This window comes from Brevibacillus sp. 1238, assembly GCF_029892995.1.
Lineage (GTDB): Bacteria > Bacillota > Bacilli > Brevibacillales > Brevibacillaceae > Brevibacillus > Brevibacillus parabrevis.
This window is the reverse complement of sequence record NZ_JARXWC010000007.1, coordinates 64240-81719: the sequence shown is the minus strand read 5'-3', so window position 1 is coordinate 81719 and position 17480 is coordinate 64240. Positions and strand designations below refer to the sequence as shown.

Below are 17480 nucleotides of genomic sequence, written 5' to 3'. Positions count from 1 at the left end.
GCATGGATCGAGGATCAGTATACGCTGTAGAACTTATGAAGCCGCCCCAAATGGGGAGCTATCCAGCAGAAGATGTTACCTTCCTGTTGAAAGATATCAGCGAATTGATGGAAGAAACCAACACGGAAGACCGCGAAGAACTGATTCAGGCAGGCACCCACTATTCGGAAATGCTTCCTGTTGAGTATCAGCCTTCTGCCGAGTACATCTCCTTGTTTCATCACGCCTTGCAGACGACGGCACGCAAAGTGGCGCTGGCGTCAGCAGTCGTAGCTGAATTGATTCTGGCGCGAAAAGGCAGGGAGCTTGTGCTGGCCTCACTGGCGCGGGCCGGGACGCCCATTGGTGTTTTGATCCGCCGCTATTTGCGCCAAATTCATCAGCTCGATGCACCTCACTACAGCATTTCGATCATTCGCGGCAAAGGCATTGACGAAAACGCGCTGCACTACATTCTGGAACAGCATCCGGGCAAAAAGATTCAGTTCGTGGATGGCTGGACGGGAAAAGGGGCGATTACGTCCGTGTTGCACGAGGCGATATCCCGTTTCAATCAAAAGTACCTGCTGCGGCTTGATGCCGATCTGGCTGTACTCGCTGACCCGGGGCATTGCGTCCAAACATTTGGCACCCGCGAAGACTTTTTGATCCCCAGCGCTTGCCTGAACTCGACTGTGTCCGGCTTGATCAGCCGTACCGTCCACCGCGATGATCTCCTTGCAGCTGGCGAATTTCATGGAGCCAAATTTTATCGGGAATGGATCGCAGAAGATGTCTCGAACTTGTTCGTCGATACGATCTCGGCCCATTTTGCCGATATTGCCGCCGAAGCCAAGGAACAAGCAGCCGAATTGATCCGCCATGAAGACGACTACGTGCCAACCTGGAAAGGAATGCACGATATTTCGCGGATTCAGCAGGAGCTGGAAATAGATGATGTCAATTTGATCAAACCGGGGGTTGGTGAAACGACTCGCGTACTCTTGCGCAGAGTGCCGTGGAAAATCCTCGTCGATTCAGTCGACAACCCGAATCTTGCCCATATCATCATGCTCGCCAAAGACAGGGGTGTATTGGTGGAGGAACGTTCGGATATGAGCTATTCCTGCTGCGGCATTATCCGACCGATGAGAGGGGAAAACCAATGATTTTTGCCAGCGATCTGGATCAGACGCTCCTGTACGGAACGCGCTTCCTTGCAGACCATACACAACCGTTTCAGGTGGTCGAGGTGCTGGACGGCGCGCCTATCTCGCACATGTCTGACCTGGCGATTCACTTGCTTCATGAGGTGCACTTGCAGTGTTTGTTTGTACCAGTGACTACAAGAACGATTGAGCAGTATAAACGCATTGCCATTTTCCAAAACGAGCTTGTACCGCGCTATGCCATTACGAGCAACGGCGGCCATGTGCTTCGTGACGGACAAATCGACGAGCAATGGAGCCATCAGGTGCGCAGTAAAATGATCAACGAATGCGCAGCAATCCACGACATGCTGGCAGGCTTCGCCCAGATCAGCCACGAGCAGTGGGTCATCCGCGAGCGAATGGCTGAAGATTTGTTTTTCTACAGCATCATCGATCGCGAAAAAATGCCTGTCGACGAACTGCGCGACTTCGAACAGTGGGTCACTGAGCAAAACTGGAGCATGTCCATTCAGGGCCGAAAGCTCTACCTCGTACCGCAAGCCGTAAACAAGCGCGATGCTTCCCTGTACGTGTGCGCATTGGAGCAAGACGATCGGATGATTGCTGCTGGCGATTCCCTGCTGGACATGCCGCTTTTGGAAGCAGCACACCTCGCTGTCGTTCCTCCGCACGGGGAAATCTATCAGCTTCGCGGCCACAATGACGCCGTAGCCAGCTTTCATTTTACGCAAGCATCAGGAATGAGCGCTTCCGAGGAGATTTTGCAGACGGTTCTCGCCTCCTTGCGCCAGGAGCTGCGAGCACGCTAGACAAGAAACGCGGGAAATCGACCGAAAAAGTTACAAATCAGGCATAAATTGAAGTTTTTTGCAAATTTATGTAGATTTTATCGTCATGCAATGAAATAATCGAATTGTAATCTGCAAAAGAATGGGTGAAAACCCGGACAGAGTGGAGGGTGTACATGTCAGTTATCAGTTTGCAAAAAGGGCAAAAAATTGACCTGACCAAAGGAAATGCTGGCTTGAGCAAAGTGCTGGTTGGACTTGGTTGGGACCCGGTGAAAAAATCGGGAGGACTGCTTGGCGGACTGTTTGGTGGTGGACAAGCCAACATCGATTGCGATGCTTCTGTCATCATGCTGAACGAAAACGGAAAATTTACAAAAGAAACAAATCTCGTCTATTTCGGAAATAAGAGAAGTGGTTGTGGCAGCGTCGTTCACTCCGGAGACAATTTGACGGGTGATGGCGATGGAGACGATGAACAAATTTCTGTCGAGCTTTCCCGCGTCCCTGCCGATGTACACAAACTCATTTTCGTTGTAAATATTTACGATTGCGTCAGCCGTCGCCAAGATTTCGGGATGATCGGCAACGCGTATATCCGCATCATGAATCCATCTACCACCCAGGAACTGTGCAAATTCAACCTGACAGATAACTACGCAGGGAAAACGTCGCTAATCGTGGGTGAATTGTATCGCCACTCTGGTGAATGGAAATTTGCTGCTATTGGTGAAGGAACAGCAGATACTTCGATTTCCCATCTTGTCGGACGATACACATAGCTCTTTGTCGGTTGTACTTCCCATCACAATAAAACCCCAATTATTAGGAGGAATCACACATGGCCGTTTCATTGCAAAAAGGACAAAAAGTAGATTTGACCAAAACAAACCCTGGCTTGACCCAAATCAAAGTCGGTCTTGGTTGGGACACCAACAAGTACGATGGCGGCGGCGAATTTGACCTCGATGTATCCGTATTCCTGCTGAATGAACTCGGAAAAGTGGAAGACGACAAACATTTCGTATTCTTCAACAACCCGCAAAGCCCTGACGGTTCCGTGGTTCACTCCGGAGACAACCGCACTGGCGCTGGAGACGGCGATGACGAAGTAATCGAAATCGACCTGTCCAAAGTATCCGCAAGTGTACAAAAGGTTGCTTTCACCATCACAATCTACGACGCGGCTACCCGCAACCAAAACTTCGGTCAAGTATCCAATGCGTATGCGCGTGTACTGAGCGCAAGCAGCGGCGAGGAACTGATCCGCTACGACCTCGGCGAAGATTTCTCCGTTGAAACTGCTGTAGTTGTTGGCGAACTGTATCGTCATGGAAGCGAATGGAAATTCAGCGCAGTTGGTGCAGGCTACAAAGACGGTCTCGCAGGACTGGCTCGCGATTACGGTGTAAACATCGGTTAATAACCCATTACGATTTGTGGAAAGGATGAACTCCCCATGTCAGTAATCAGCTTATCCAAAGGTCAAAAAATTGATCTGACGAAAGGTAATCCTAACCTGACCAAATTAGTCGTTGGACTTGGTTGGGACACGAACAAATACAATGGTGGCTCTGATTTCGACCTTGACGCTGCGGCGTTTTTGCTCCGTGCAGGCGGCAAAGCGACTGGCATTCAAGACTTCGTTTTCTACAACAACATGCAAGGCGGCAACGGCTCCGTTACGCACACAGGCGACAACCTGACAGGTGAGGGCGATGGAGACGACGAGCAAATCAAAATCGATCTGACCAAAGTACCAGCGGAGATCGAAAAAATCGCCATTACTATCACGATTCACGATGCCGAAGCGAGAAGACAAAACTTTGGACAAGTCTCCAACGCCTTCGTTCGCGTCGTTGATGAAACGACAAACCGCGAAGTTCTCCGCTACGATCTGGGCGAGGATTTCTCCGTAGAAACGGCTATCGTCGTGTGCGAACTGTATCGCCACCAGGGCGAATGGAAATTTGCTGCTGTAGGCAGCGGTTTCTCCGGCGGACTTAAAGCGCTTTGCAATAACTTCGGATTACAAGCAGGGTAATTCGTCAACCTGAGGATGCTAGTTTGATAGTAGGGACTAGCATCCTTTCTTGCTTTTTTTAAGCTGGACACAATGCGGCGACGCCATGCTTTTGGCGAAGCCAAGTTTTCGAAGATAAAGGTGATAGTGATGACGATGACGATTGTGAAGGGGCAAAAAGTCGATATTACTAAGCAGTTTCCGGGATTGAGCAAAGTAATTGTCGGCCTTGGCTGGCGCGCTGGCAACGGAATTGAGCTGGATGCATCGGCTTTTCAATTGGGCGCGTCCGGGAAAGTGAATCGTGAGGAAGATTTCATTTTCTACGGAAACCCCAGATCAGTAAACGGAGCGGTTTCCTTGCGCGACGGCTCTGGAGATAATCAGCAATTCGAGCTGGACCTTGCGGCAATAACATCCGACGTGGAAAAGATCGCTTTTACCATTACGATTTACGATGCCATTACACGCGGACAAACGTTCCGTCAGGTTTCCGATCTTTATTTGCGGATCATGCACCCCGTGACCTTTGTTGAAATGATCCGGTTCCCATTGGTTGATTTCACTACGGAAAATTCGATTGTGACTGGTGAATTGTATCGCTACAAGGGTGAATGGAAGTTCAATGCGATCGGGAGCGGCTTTAACGGCGGGCTGGCTGCCTTGTGCGGAAACTTTGGCGTGGAAGTGGCACAGGAACAACCATCTTCTCCACCACCACCTCCTCCAGCGCCGCCAAAGGTTGAGCAACCGCCGGAACCGCCTATCAATCTGTCCAAAGTAGAGCTGACCAAAAAAGGCGAAACGATCAGCCTGCGCAAATCGAGCGGAGCACTTGGGCAAATCAGCGTAAACCTGAACTGGAACAGAAAAGTCAAAAAATCTATCGGGTTTTTAGGTTTTGACAAATCTTCTGGCATCGATCTCGACCTCGGTTGCTTGTATGAGTTGTCAGACGGATACAAAGGGTGCATTCAAGCGCTTGGCAGGAAGTTTGGCCAATATACGGACTTCCCGTTCATCGAGCTGGATGGTGACGACCGCACGGGAGCCAGAACAGATGGGGAGAACCTCCGCATTAACGGCAACCAAGTACGCGAGTTTAGTCGGGTTCTGATCTTTGCCTACATTTACGATGGTGTGGCAAAATGGGCGGAAACAGACGGTGTTGTCACGATCAAACAAGCGGACAACCCGGAAATCGTCGTCCGCATGGATGTTCATGACCCGCGCAAGATCATGTGCGCCATTGCCATGATTGAGAGAAAAGACGATACGTTCCAAATCAAGCGCCTGGTCGAATACTTCAATGGACACGAACAAATGGATCGCCACTATGGTTGGAACATGCGTTGGGCCGCAGGCAGCAAATAGCGTAGGAGGAAGACAAAATGGAATTTTTGAATGGGCTGATTGAAACCTATTCAAGCTTTTTCTCGTGGGAAGTCTTGCAAGGAGTATTAACGAACCCTGCCAACTGGACCATTATTCTCTCGTTGGTCATTCTGGAAGGTTTGCTGTCAGCAGACAATGCACTTGTACTGGCAGTCATGGTCAATCATTTGCCAGAAAAACAAAAGAAACGCGCCTTGTTTTACGGCTTGCTCGGCGCCTATTTATTCCGTTTCCTGGCGATCGGCTTAGGGGTCTTCTTAGTCAAAATGACGGCGATCAAAGTAATGGGTGCCCTCTACTTGCTCAAAATCGCGGCCGATTACTTCGTTGGTGAAAACGAGAAAGCCCAAAAAGCAATCAATGTATTGCTCTATCTGGGAATGGCGGCATGCTTGTACTTCATTCCAATCCTGGCGGTACAAATCCTCGGTGGATTGCTGATCGTCTGGCTGCTCTACCGCGTATTCAAAAGTGGCAACGACGACGAACCAGAAATCGAGAACAAAGGAAAAGGTTTCTGGAAAACGGTACTTGCTGTTGAGATGATGGATATCGCCTTCTCCATCGACTCTGTTTTGGCTGCCTTTGGTGTCAGCAACCAGGTTTGGGTACTGTTCCTCGGTGGGATTCTCGGCGTCCTGATGATGCGGGGTGTCGCTCAAATCTTCCTGAAGCTGATCGCACGTATTCCTGAATTTGAAACGACAGCGTTCGTACTGATTGCGCTCATCTCTGTGAAAATGTTCCTGGGCGCAGCTGGCTTCCACATCGAGTCTTACATCTTCTTCGGTGTTCTCGTTCTCACCTTCCTCGCTACATTCATCGTGCATAGGGCGAAAAAGCGCAAACACAAAGATCAAGATGCTTCAAAAGACAAAGTTGCGGAAACAGCATGATAGAAAAGGCAGAAAGCGAGGTCAACAGACACTCGCTTTTCTTTTCGAAAAAAGGAGGCTAGATGATGATATCGTTTGTTAAAGACGTGCAGGTGGTCCTGGAAAAGAAAAAGCTGCAACAGGTGAAGGCACGGGTTGCCCTGGTCCTCGATATAACCGGCTCGATGCGTCCGTACTATAAAAACGGGACGGTGCAAAAGGTAGTAGAACGCATTTTGGCAGTAGCCAGCCAGTTTGACGATGACCAGACACTCGACGTATGGGTCTATGATCATCGCTTCTCCCGACTTCCATCCGTAACTGAGCAAGACTTTGAAAACTACGTAAACCGTGCCATCCTCGAAAACGCCGCTGTTGAAAAGTTCGGCCGGAACGACGAGCCGTTAGTCATGCGCGATATTATCGCCAAATATACGCAAGAAGAGCCGAGCAGTCTGCCCACCTACATCACGTTCATCAACGATGGCGGCGTGAAAAAAGGGGCAAATGAAGCTGGCGATTCCGTTCAGAAGCTGATCATCGAGTCAGCCACAAAGCCGCTGTTTTGGCAATTCGTAGGGATCGGCAACGCAGATTTCGGCGTGTTGAAAAAGCTCGATACAATCGAAGGACGCTTTGTCGATAACGCCAACTTTTTTCAAATCGATAACATCGACACGATTTCAAACGCAGCTCTCTACGACCTGCTGCTGAACGAGTTCCCGCTTTGGCTGGAAGAAGCAAAACAAAAAGGAGTTTTGGCTTAAATGAAAAAACGGCTCTGGTTCAATCGGACTTTTGCTACGGCGTATCCAATCGTTGAAATGATTCGCAATAACCCTGACAATATCGCCTTCGAGATTTTTGTGACTCACCCGAAACGCCATAGCGTGATGCTGCAAATCGCAGACTATGCTGAACTGGAGCCGACACTCGATGTACCGCAATACATCGACTATTGCCTGTCGTTTTGTCAAAAGCACAAGATTGACGTATTTCTCCCCAACTATCGCCTCGTGGAAATCTCCCAGCATATCGAGGAATTTGAACGGCTGGGCACACAGGTTATGATCGCTCAGGAACACCAGTTGTTGGAGGACATCTCGGATAAAGGCAAGTTGTTTCAACTGTTCCAGGACGTGCCGGAAGTACCGCTTCCCGCGTATCAGATTGTGAACACGGCCGAGCAGTTCCAGTCTGCCTATGAACAGCTCAAGCAAAATGGCGACAAGGTGTGCTTCAAGCCTGCCCGTGGCGAAGGCGGGGCGGGGTTTTATGTAGTGGAAGATCAGCTCGATCCGTTTGATCGCCTGTTTCGATCAGCCCACTATCAGATCACGCCAGAAGAAGCGCTCCGCGTGCTGTCCACGCGCGAGGCTTTTGACGACATCATGGTTATGGAGTATTTGGACCAGTATGAATACAGCATCGACTGCCTCGCCTACGGAGGTCAATTGCTGGCAGCGGTGCCGCGCAAAAAAGTCGAGGGCCGTATTCGCAAGCTGGAACATAACGAAGAGTTGCTGAGCATAGCCGAAGCAGTACAGCAGCGGCTCCAGCTTTCCTACCTGTATAATGTGCAAATCAAATACAAGGACAACGTGCCGAAGCTCCTGGAAATCAATCCGCGTGCTTCCGGCGGAATGTATGCATCTTGCCGCTCCGGAGTGAACTTCCCGTACTTGGCGCTGAAGCTGCTGTTGACCGGAAAAGCCGACGTGCCTGTACCGAAGCTGGATATTCTCACGACGCATGTGGAGCGCGAGATTGAATTGGTGCGGTTTTTTGAGTAATAGACACATGCCACTACAGCATGAAAGCCATCCCCTATCAGGATGGCTTGTTCATTTTCAGCGCGATTCCCGCTTGTCGGCTCGGTGAAGCCAATAACCACTTATCCTGTGCTTGGTATATAAAAAGTTATCTTCGTGCCTATACCTGGCGCGCTTTTGATATGAAGTCCCGTCCCGAAGTGCCGCTTCAATCGCTGGTCCGTATTGATCAATCCAACCCCTGACTTGCTATCTGCCTTTCTTTCCAGCAGTTGTCGCAAGTGGGCTTCGTCCATTCCAATCCCATCGTCTTCAACGGTTATCTCCACTTGCGTTTCGTGGACAGCAATCCGAATGAGGATTTTCCCCCCAGAATTGCGCTTCATCACGCCATGTATAATCGCATTTTCAACGAGAGGCTGAATCGTCAGATAGGGGATTTTTACTTCCTCACAGTCATCTATCTCCCAAACAACCTCCAGCCTTTCTTCAAACCGCACCTTTTCAATATACAGATACGAACGGATCAGACTCAGCTCTGTTTCGATCGGCACAAGTCCACCCATGTCTTCAAATTTAAATTTATACCGCAAAAAATTGCTGAACTCATAAAGCAATTCACGCATCTTATCGAGATTTATGTCACTCAAAGCTGTCGCAGCACTTAACGCATTGAATATAAAGTGCGGCTGGATTTGCGCTTGCAGCCAGGCAGCTTCTAAGCGCAGTTGTTCCCGAACAGACTGCTTGATCGTAGTTAATGCCTCAATCCGCGATTTGATCTCCATTCCATCTACTGGCTTCGTCACATAATCGTTTGCTCCCGCCAAAAAACCGCTCTGAATATCTTCCGGCTGGCTTCTTGCCGTAAGCAACAAAACAGGAAGTTCAGTGAGCGTAAACCGCTGGCGAATGATCTGCGTCAGCTCATAACCGGACATCTGCGGCATCATAATATCGGAAATGACCAAGTCCCATTCCTTGGTATCCAATAAAGCCAACGCTTCTTTTCCGCTCGTCGCCATTGTTAGATCGTATTGTTCTGGAGGCAGGATCGCTTCGAGCACTTGCAGGTTGATCGGATCATCGTCCACGATTAACAGGCTGGGGCGGCCGCTTTTCGCTTTGACTACAGCTGTTCGTTTCGTAGTCGACAAGCTTTCCGCTTTTTCCTGAATCGACATGGCCGGGACAAAGACCTCTTCCTGCTCTTGCACATTGGCCAGCTCTAACGAAAAGGTAAAGGTTGAACCTTTTCCCAACACAGAGGACACTTCTAGCGTCCCTTCATGAAGTTCAACCAGCTGCTTGCTTATACTTAACCCTAACCCGAAACCGCCTTCAATCATGGTCTCGCTCGTGCTGGCTTGCTCATACGGATGGAACAGGCGCTTGAGCATGTCTTCATCCATGCCGATCCCTGTATCTTTTATAACGATATAAGCCCTTCCCTCCTTGGAAAAAGCCTGAATCGAAATCATCCCTTCGTTCGTGTACTTCACCGCATTATGCAGCAAATTGAACACGATTTGAATCACCCGGTTTTCATCCGCGTGGACGGGAGGGAACTGTTCCGGAATTTCATTGATCATTTTCACAGATTTCACTTCTGCGTTAATTTGCAGCATATCAATCACACCTGTCACAATCGGCTGAATATAAATGACGGTTTTTTGCAGACGCGGATTGCCTTCCCGCAAACTCATCACGTCAATCAAGTCGTTCAAAATCAATGTCAGCCGACGTCCTACCGATAAAACCGTCTCTAGCTCCTTGACACTTCTTTCCTGCAACGAATGCCGTTCCCTGCTTAAAACAGATTGCGACATGTTCAACATGCTATGCAGCGGATTTTTAAATTCATGCGAAGTATTCGCCAAAAATTGATCTTTGTGGTCATTCATTCTTTGCAAGGTTGCAGCAAGCTCTTTTGTTTGGGCATGCATGATGAAGTAACCTTTAAACCATACCGAAGCAATACACCCGATGGAAATGATCAGATCAAACGGATAGTAGACCAGGCTCAAGCCGCTTTCCCGCCAGACCAGCATCCAGATCAGATGGTGAATCAGCGCGAGCAAAGCACAAAGCAGCAGCAGATTGCCCATGACATCCTTGATCAGTCTTTTCAAAATGGAGATCATCGCAACTGCTGCGGCAATCGCACTCAACAGGAGATAGACCGGGAATAGCATCGTTATTTGATCGGGGTTTAAACCCAGCGTAATACCCGCAATCCCCAGGCTAACTATTTTGTAAACCGGATATATTCTGCTCCAATAAGGCAGCTCGCGATGGCTCGTACACGCAAGCAAAGCGTAAGCTCCGAGCATGAAAGAGAAATTAGCCAGACGGAAATCCCAATCGATGCCCATGTAGAAGAATTGATGGAACAACTTTTCATCATTGCTTAACACCGTGCTAAAAGCCGTCGTTAATGCCAGCAACGCAAAATAAAGCAGCCTTCTTTCCTTGTTTCCTAGTACATATAAAATCAGCGCATAAACGGCATGCATCAAAAAGATCAGCGCTGCCAAAAGCTGCGTAAAAACAGATGCTTTCATTTCCTTAGCAATGGTTTCTTCTGAGCCAAACTTGATGGATCGAACAATGCCGCTGCTTCGCCCATCTACATAATTGGCGGCCTGAATGACCAGTTCAATTACGCCGTTTTCATCTGCCGTAAAGGTTGTGGAATAAGGCAAATTCTCGGCAACATAGCTTTCCTTCGACTCCGCTGTCCGTCCCGATTTGGCAAGCAATCGGCCATTCACATATAGTTCCGATGCCGTACGCACGCTTGGTACACGAATACTGTAACGCCTTTCTTTTTCCGGATTGACATGAAGACGCAAGCGATAAGAAGCAAAGCCGTATGGAGTTGGCTTTTCGCCATTCAACGCTTCATTCCAGCCTCCCGGAACGTATATAAGTGCCGGCTTCTTCTCGTCTGCTACTTGGTTGGATCGACTCCCCATCAACCATTGCGAGGGGAAAAACTCCCATTCCCCATCAAGCAGCACAATGTCGCCATCTTCTGCGTTCCAGTCGCGCAAATCCAATTGTCCGTTCTGAATCGACACTTGGTGATACCGAAACAAATCCATCCACAAAATGCGCGACACGGACAAGACAACCACTAACAACCCTAGCAGCAGGACAATATGGCTCTTTTTCATGTGGTATTTCGGTGAATCATGTGCCAAGAAGTATTCCTCTCCTACTCTTTTTTTCTTCTAAGACACCGGATCGAGCGGAAACGGTCAGTACACCTTGTATGCTTCGTATCGTTGTTGAAAGTAGGAAATGATAAAGTCTCGCAGCTCGATTACTGCCGGTGGCAAGTGGCGATCTTTCAGCCAGGACAACCCGATCGTATAGGTGGAATCCATATCGGCGATCTTGACGTAAGTTAAATTCAATTTTCTGCACACGGAAACCGGGAGCAGCGCTACCCCTTGGTCCAGCTTGACAATCTCCGCCAACAGTCCGGAATCCAGTTCAAAATTGATGGCAGGAACGAATCCTGCCCGTTCGCAAAGCGCCATGGTAAAGCTGCGATATTCTTCATTGTTAGCCAAGGCAATAAACGGGTCATTGGCCGCTTGGCTTAACGCTACCGCTGTCTCGCCTGCCAGCTTGTGGCCGGAGGGCAGCGCCAGCACGATATCTTCATCCACCAGCACGCAGCTCTCAATCTCTTCATCGGCAATCGGCGGCCCCGCGATCCCTAAATCAAGTTCTCCTTTCTTCAAACTTGTCTGTATCACGCTTCTCGATCCGATTCCTTGCTGGATTTTCGCCCCTGGATGGCAAGCAATGTACTCGCTGATCAGTCCTGAAAGAAATCGGGGGTTCGAGATCGATATTTTGATCGTCCGCGCAGCTTGTTCAGTCTGTGATTGAATCTCCATTTTTGCAGCTTCAATGGCGGTAAAAATTTTGTTCACGTGCTTTAGAAGAATACGTCCGGATGGGCTTAGCTCGATGTGTCTTCCTTTGCGGTGAAACAAGCTTGTGCCTAATTCGTCTTCCAGTCTTTTGATCGTCAGGCTCAAAGAAGGCTGAGCAATCCTCAGCTGCTCGGCGGCCTTGGAAATATGCTCGGTATAGGCGACCGTTTGAAAGTATTTTAATTGAAGCAACTCCATCGATTAATGCCACCCCTATATTTATTATCGTAAATAAATTCATAGTTTATTATGTATTATATTAAATAATAAACTCGCCTTAAAATAGGGATTAGCAGCCCAGGTTAATCGAATGAATACCTCTGCGACGATGGGCTACATGATACCGAGCTGTCATTGGCTTCTCCAACAATCGCATATAATTACTTAGCTAATAAATAAAGGGAGGCTATTCAAATGCGCATTGCCATACTAGGAGCAGGTTCTTTGGGAACAGTTGCCGGAGCTTATATTGCTGCCGGAGGACAAGAGGTGGAGTTGATTGACGTTTACCAGGCGCATGTGGATGCTCTGAATCAGTCAGGCGCCAAAATTGTCGGTACGACGGACTTCCAGGCAAAAGTAAAAGCCGTCACCCCGGACAACATGTCAGGCGTCTACGACCTCGTGCTGCTATTGACCAAGCAGTTGCACAACGATTCCGTCCTGCGAGACTTGTTGCCCTTTTTGCATGACCAAAGCGTCGTCCTCTCTTTGCAAAACGGGATACCGGAAGAAAAGGTAGCTTCTATCGTAGGCCGCGAGCGCGTCATTGCCGGGTCGGTCGAATTTGGCGCTACGTTTATGGAGCCGGGCGTTTCCAAGCTTACCACCGAGCATCGTCACTTTAAAAAGTATGCTTTTCAAATCGGCGAATTGGACGGTAGCACCACACAGCGGCTACAGCAGATTCAAGCGATTTTAAACCTCGTGGGAGGCACTCACATTTCCGACAACCTGGTCGGAACAAAATGGTCCAAATTGCTGATTAACAACGCGTTCAGCGGCTTGTCAGCGGCGCTTAACACTACATTCGGCGGGGTACTCGATCATGAAATCAGCCTGATCAGCGCTGCTCATATTGCCGATGAAACAATCAAGGTCGGCCATGCCAACGGTGTGCAGTTCGCGGCCATGAACGGATTTGATCCGGCATCACTGGAACTGAACCGCGAAGAGGATATTTCCCCAAGCACGCAAAAGCTGCTCCAGCTGATGAAGGCTTCCCGCCTGCTGAAAGCGAGCATGCTGCAAGATCTGGAGAAAAAACGCAAAACGGAAATCGATTGCATCAACGGTGTCATTCCCCGGCTCGCGGCAGGCAAAGATATTTTGACGCCTTACAACGACCTCGTTGTGCAATTGGTCAAGCAGGCTGAGGAAACTCAATCCGTACCGGAGTTTGAGGTCAATATACAACGGCTTGCAGAGCTGAATCGGCGCGGGTGATTGGTTTGTGTCCCTATTGCGCGCCCCGCCGAACAATGCTCTACATCGATGGCAGGCACCAATTGCAAGGACGGAAACAGACTGAGTGTGAGTGTAAAAAAAGACCAGCGATGCTTCAGAAAGATGCACGCTGGTTCTTTTGTTGCATTAGGCAATCAGGAGGCAGGGATGATTTGCTCCTACTGATAGAACAGTGTAACAATTACTTCTCTACACCACAAAAGCCCAAGAACCCCCTTGCTCTAGGGGCTCTTGGGCTTTTATTCAGCATAGCTCTTTCGTTTCCCGTAAGGAATAACCAGTGGTGTGCCGAAAAGCGGATCGCGAATCACTTCGCAGTCCAAATCAAAAACCGCTTTGACAACCGCTGCCGATATGACTTCCTCTGGCTTGCCCTGCGCATAGATTCGCTGATCGCGCAGCGCAATTATATGGTCGGCATAACGGCACGCCAAATTGAGATCATGCAAGACCATTATGATCGTACGCCCAGCTTGGCGGTTCAGCTCAAACAGCAAGTCCAGAATCTCGATTTGATGCGTCATGTCGAGGTAGGTCGTCGGCTCATCCAGCAACAAGATCGGAGTATCTTGGGCAAGGGCCATGGCAATCCACGCTCGTTGCCTTTGGCCTCCTGACAAGGAATCAACCGCTCGCTGCGCATGCAAGGTCAGCTGTGTCGCCTCCAAAGCTTGGTTAATCAGCCATTCATCCCGTGCGGACTTTGGCGTCAACAAGCCTTGATGCGGGTATCTTCCCTGCTCGACCAGCTGCCTGACGGTCAATCCCTCCGGGGCAATGGGGCCTTGCGGTAAAATCGCCAACTGCTTCGCCAGCTCTTTTGTAGACCACTGGGCCAATTGTTTGCCATCCAATAAAACCGTTCCATCTTCGGGCTTAATCAACCGTGCCAACGAACGCAGCAATGTCGATTTCCCACAGCCATTACTGCCGATCAACACGCTGATTTTGCCTTCATGAATTTGAAGATCTAATGCATCAATGACTGTCTTGTGACCGTATCCTAAAGTCAAACTTTTCGTCTCTAGCTGCAAACTGATAGTCTCCTCCCGAGCGGTATTAGAGGTTTCGATTTCGGTACAACAAATAGATAAAGAACGGCGCGCCAATCGCTGCGGTAAAGATTCCCGCCGGCATATCATACGGCAAAAACAGCGTTCTTCCGATCACATCTGCCGCACATACAAGAAAGCCGCCTAATAACCCGGCTACAGGCACAAGCAGATAGAACGATCGCCCAATCAAGGTTCGGGCAATATGAGGAGCTACCAATCCCACAAAACCGATCGTACCCGCATATGCCACGGCAGAGCCAGCCAACGCTACACTGATCACGATAAAAAGCGTTCGATGGCGCTGCACGGCGTCACCCAAGCCTGTAGCAACATCATCTCCCAGTTCTTGAACGTGCGCCGGTCGAGTCAGTATCAGGGTCAACGGCACCAAAACGCCGATGACGACAAGCATTGCTCCAACCTCCGCGTAATTTGCCGCATAAACAGTACCGATCATCCAAATGTACGCTTGTGAAGCGACCATAGTTGGACTGAGCACAGTCATCATCGTCGTAACCGCTCCTGCCGCCGCTGCCATCCCAATCCCGATCAGAACGAGCCGAATCGGAGTCACGCCTTTATTCCAGGAGAGCAGATAAATAAGGAGAGATACCGTTCCTGCGCCGAGCATGGCGGCAAAAGGTAAGCCAGCCACTCCCCATTTTCCCATCAACAGCGCCGTATACAGCGTAGCGGCTACGGCCGCTCCGTTCGTAATCCCGATAATGTCCGGGGAAGCCAGTGGATTCCGAATGACGCTTTGCAAAATAAGACCCGATATCCCGAGTGCCGCACCCGCCAGAAAAGACAGTAGCACCCGCGGAAGTCTCAGTGTCATGACAATATAAGCATTTTCACCGTCGCCTAAACCGAACAGCTCCGCAATCACTTCCAAAGGAGAAAGCAGGGTCGACCCCAATGTTAATCCCGCCATGCAGACCAGCAATGCCAAGCTTGCTGCCATTACGACTATCATCCGCTGATGCCTTGTCATTTCTTCACAAACCCCCTGCGTGCAATGTAAATAAAGAAAGGGGTTCCCATTAAAGCCGTCAAGACGCCAATCGGCATCTCTTGCGGCATGATGATGAAGCGGGCCAACACGTCCGCGCACAGCAGCAGGCTTGCTCCCATTAGCGCGCAGTAAGGAACAATCCAGCGATAATCCTGCCCGACCAATCCTCTGGCGATATGAGGAACGATTAACCCAATGAAAGCAATCGTTCCTCCCATCGCAACCGAACCGCCTGCCAAAACAACGATTACTACGGCAAGGGCAAATTTCACCCATCCCAGCCTCAGTCCCAAACCGCGCGCAACGTCATCCCCGGAGATCAACACATTCACCGGACGAGCCAGACACAAGGCAAGAATAAAAGCCGCACCCATAATAGGCAGCAGCGGTTGGACGTTCTCCATTGTACGAACCGAGACAGAGCCGCCCATCCAGAACAGCACGCTTTCCAAGTTCTCTTCATTTAAGACAAGCGTCCCTTGCGTAAAGGAAGCAAACAGAGCCGCCACGGCTGAACCTGCCAGCACCATTTTTACAGGAGACAGCCCGTCTCGGCCCAAAGATCCTAAAAAGTAGACAATGACGGCGGCCACCGCAGCACCCAGAAAGGCGACCCACATATAGACCAGCATCGAAGCTGCCGGAAAAATGGAAAGAGCAAGTACGATAAAAAACATCGCACCTGCATTAATTCCAAATATACTCGGAGAGGCTAACGGATTTCGAGTGAGCGCCTGCATATAGGCTCCGGCAACAGCAAGCGCTCCTCCGATAACCATGGCAATAATCGCTCTGGTTAAACGGGTTGTACGAACAAGCATGTGCTCGGTAATGGCTGGGTCAAAGTGAACGAACGCATCCACGACTGTCGAAAAGGGAATGGTGATCTGTCCGAGAGATACGCTGGCTGTAGCAGCCAGAATAAACAAAACGAACGCAGCCACACACCCCCAAATTTTCTTCGATTGGTCAAACAATAAATGCGCCATGTTACTTCTCTAATCCGAACCGTTGGTAAATATCATCCAGCATGAGATTGGCGGCAATGATCCCTCCACCGACATTCCATGTGACTTCATCAACCAGATGTACATTGTTGGATTTTACTGCATCCAGACCTTTCCACAACGGATGATTCGTCCACTCTTGATACAGCTTTTGCACTTTTTCTGCTCCAGAATCGTCAAACTTGAATACAAAAAGGACCTTTGCATTCATCGAAGGAATGCTTTCTACGCTCGTCAGCTTCATGTGAACCGTTCCTTTATCGGCTTCAGCCTGTAGCGTCTTGGAGCGAATGAACCCCAGCTCATCGAGGATATCCCCTGCAAATCCAGTCACGTAAATACGCGCATGATCTTCCCGGAAATTCAATACGGTTGCTTCGAGCGGCCAAGCGCTGCCAAGCTTGGTTTGAAGTTTTGTTTTTAAATCTGCCACGCGCTTGTCCCACTGATCCAGCAAAACTTTACTTTCCGCCTCTTTATTCAGTGCTTGACCCACGACAGTCAGCGTATTTTTAAAATCGTATAATGGATCGATCATAACGGTTGGAGCGATTTTGCTTAATTGATCGTAGATTTTCTCGTGCCGTGAAATAGAAGCGATAATGAGATCCGGCTTCAACTTGGATACCAGTTCCAGATTAGGTTGTGTTTCTACTCCGAGATTTTCAACATCCTTCAGGCTGTCCCGCAAGTATTCATAGACAGGCTGTTGCGACCATGATTCAACGGCGCCAACTGGTTTCACATTCAGGGCAACTGCTACATCTGTCGCTCCCTGAAATAACGTCACAACTTTCTTGGGCGTTCCCACGATCTCTGTAGTGCCGAGCGGATGTGTAATTTTGCGAGTTTGCTCGGCTGGCTTAGCCTCCGAATTATTGGATACCTTGTTATCCGCACTACCACACGCTGCTGTAAAAATCGAAAGTACCATCGTCATAAGCAGTAATAGCAATAACTTCGGTTTCTGCTGCATACA

16 protein-coding genes are annotated in these 17480 nt (G+C 49.3%); 10 read left to right on the top strand and 6 right to left on the bottom strand.

All coding sequences use genetic code 11. The features are described from left to right. Nucleotides 1-2: 2 nt before the first annotated feature. From M2298_RS17460 to M2298_RS17420, 9 genes are all read left to right on the top strand, one after another. Nucleotides 3-1148 (top strand): cysteine protease StiP family protein, encoded by a 1146-nt coding sequence (locus tag M2298_RS17460; RefSeq protein ID WP_280648787.1) that lies wholly within the window; start codon nt 3-5, stop codon nt 1146-1148. Continuing rightward, a complete protein-coding gene (locus M2298_RS17455) occupies nt 1145-1960 on the top strand; it encodes an HAD family hydrolase (RefSeq protein WP_280648786.1) in 816 nt (271 codons plus the stop codon). Before M2298_RS17460 ends, M2298_RS17455 begins: the two co-directional genes overlap by 4 nt. A 155-nt stretch (nt 1961-2115) precedes the next feature. After that, nucleotides 2116-2721: a TerD family protein gene (locus tag M2298_RS17450; protein ID WP_122962280.1), complete on the top strand. Its 606-nt coding sequence runs from the start codon at nt 2116-2118 to the stop codon at nt 2719-2721. Between the two features lie 59 nt (nt 2722-2780). Beyond that, nucleotides 2781-3362, top strand: coding sequence for a TerD family protein (locus tag M2298_RS17445; RefSeq protein WP_063231632.1), 582 nt, complete (start codon nt 2781-2783; stop codon nt 3360-3362). A 36-nt stretch (nt 3363-3398) separates the two neighbouring features. Further along, nucleotides 3399-3983 carry a TerD family protein gene (locus M2298_RS17440; protein WP_122962279.1) on the top strand — a complete coding sequence of 195 codons (585 nt, stop codon included), beginning with the start codon at nt 3399-3401 and terminating at the stop codon, nt 3981-3983. Nucleotides 3984-4112: 129 nt separating this feature from the next. Beyond that, the gene (locus tag M2298_RS17435; RefSeq protein ID WP_122962278.1) at nt 4113-5336 is read left to right on the top strand and encodes a TerD family protein; all 1224 of its coding nucleotides are present in this window, start codon (nt 4113-4115) and stop codon (nt 5334-5336) included. 17 nt (nt 5337-5353) lie between these two features. Continuing rightward, nucleotides 5354-6253, top strand: a complete 900-nt coding sequence (locus tag M2298_RS17430) for a TerC family protein (RefSeq protein WP_280648785.1) — start codon at nt 5354-5356, stop codon at nt 6251-6253. Between the two features lie 65 nt (nt 6254-6318). Beyond that, complete coding sequence (locus M2298_RS17425) at nt 6319-6999, top strand: vWA domain-containing protein (RefSeq protein WP_233454152.1); 681 nt, start codon at nt 6319-6321, stop codon at nt 6997-6999. Beyond that, nucleotides 7000-8025, top strand: a complete 1026-nt coding sequence (locus M2298_RS17420) for an ATP-grasp domain-containing protein (RefSeq protein WP_280648784.1) — start codon at nt 7000-7002, stop codon at nt 8023-8025. A gap of 101 nt (nt 8026-8126) precedes the next feature. Here the strand turns inward: M2298_RS17420 and M2298_RS17415 are convergent, their stop codons facing one another. Beyond that, a complete protein-coding gene (locus M2298_RS17415; protein ID WP_280648783.1) occupies nt 8127-11210 on the bottom strand; it encodes a hybrid sensor histidine kinase/response regulator in 3084 nt (1027 codons plus the stop codon). 57 nt (nt 11211-11267) lie between these two features. After that, nucleotides 11268-12155, bottom strand: a complete 888-nt coding sequence (locus M2298_RS17410) for a LysR family transcriptional regulator (RefSeq protein WP_242773469.1) — start codon at nt 12153-12155, stop codon at nt 11268-11270. Between the two features lie 216 nt (nt 12156-12371). Here M2298_RS17410 and M2298_RS17405 point away from each other — a divergent pair, with 216 nt between their 5' ends. Further along, complete coding sequence (locus M2298_RS17405; RefSeq protein WP_280648782.1) at nt 12372-13403, top strand: ketopantoate reductase family protein; 1032 nt, start codon at nt 12372-12374, stop codon at nt 13401-13403. A 260-nt stretch (nt 13404-13663) separates the two neighbouring features. Here M2298_RS17405 and M2298_RS17400 read toward each other — a convergent pair whose 3' ends face one another. The 4 genes from M2298_RS17400 to M2298_RS17385 are packed head-to-tail and all read right to left on the bottom strand — an operon-like array spanning nt 13664 to nt 17477. Beyond that, on the bottom strand, nt 13664-14458 hold the full coding sequence (locus tag M2298_RS17400) for an ABC transporter ATP-binding protein (protein WP_229049780.1): 795 nt from the start codon (nt 14456-14458) through the stop codon (nt 13664-13666). Nucleotides 14459-14483: 25 nt separating this feature from the next. After that, the gene (locus M2298_RS17395) at nt 14484-15473 is read right to left on the bottom strand and encodes a FecCD family ABC transporter permease (RefSeq protein ID WP_173597210.1); all 990 of its coding nucleotides are present in this window, start codon (nt 15471-15473) and stop codon (nt 14484-14486) included. Further along, nucleotides 15470-16483 carry a FecCD family ABC transporter permease gene (locus M2298_RS17390; protein WP_242773465.1) on the bottom strand — a complete coding sequence of 338 codons (1014 nt, stop codon included), beginning with the start codon at nt 16481-16483 and terminating at the stop codon, nt 15470-15472. The genes M2298_RS17395 and M2298_RS17390 overlap by 4 nt, the downstream gene beginning before the upstream one ends. A gap of 1 nt (nt 16484) precedes the next feature. Continuing rightward, nucleotides 16485-17477, bottom strand: coding sequence for an ABC transporter substrate-binding protein (locus M2298_RS17385; RefSeq protein ID WP_173598923.1), 993 nt, complete (start codon nt 17475-17477; stop codon nt 16485-16487). Nucleotides 17478-17480 lie beyond the last annotated feature (3 nt).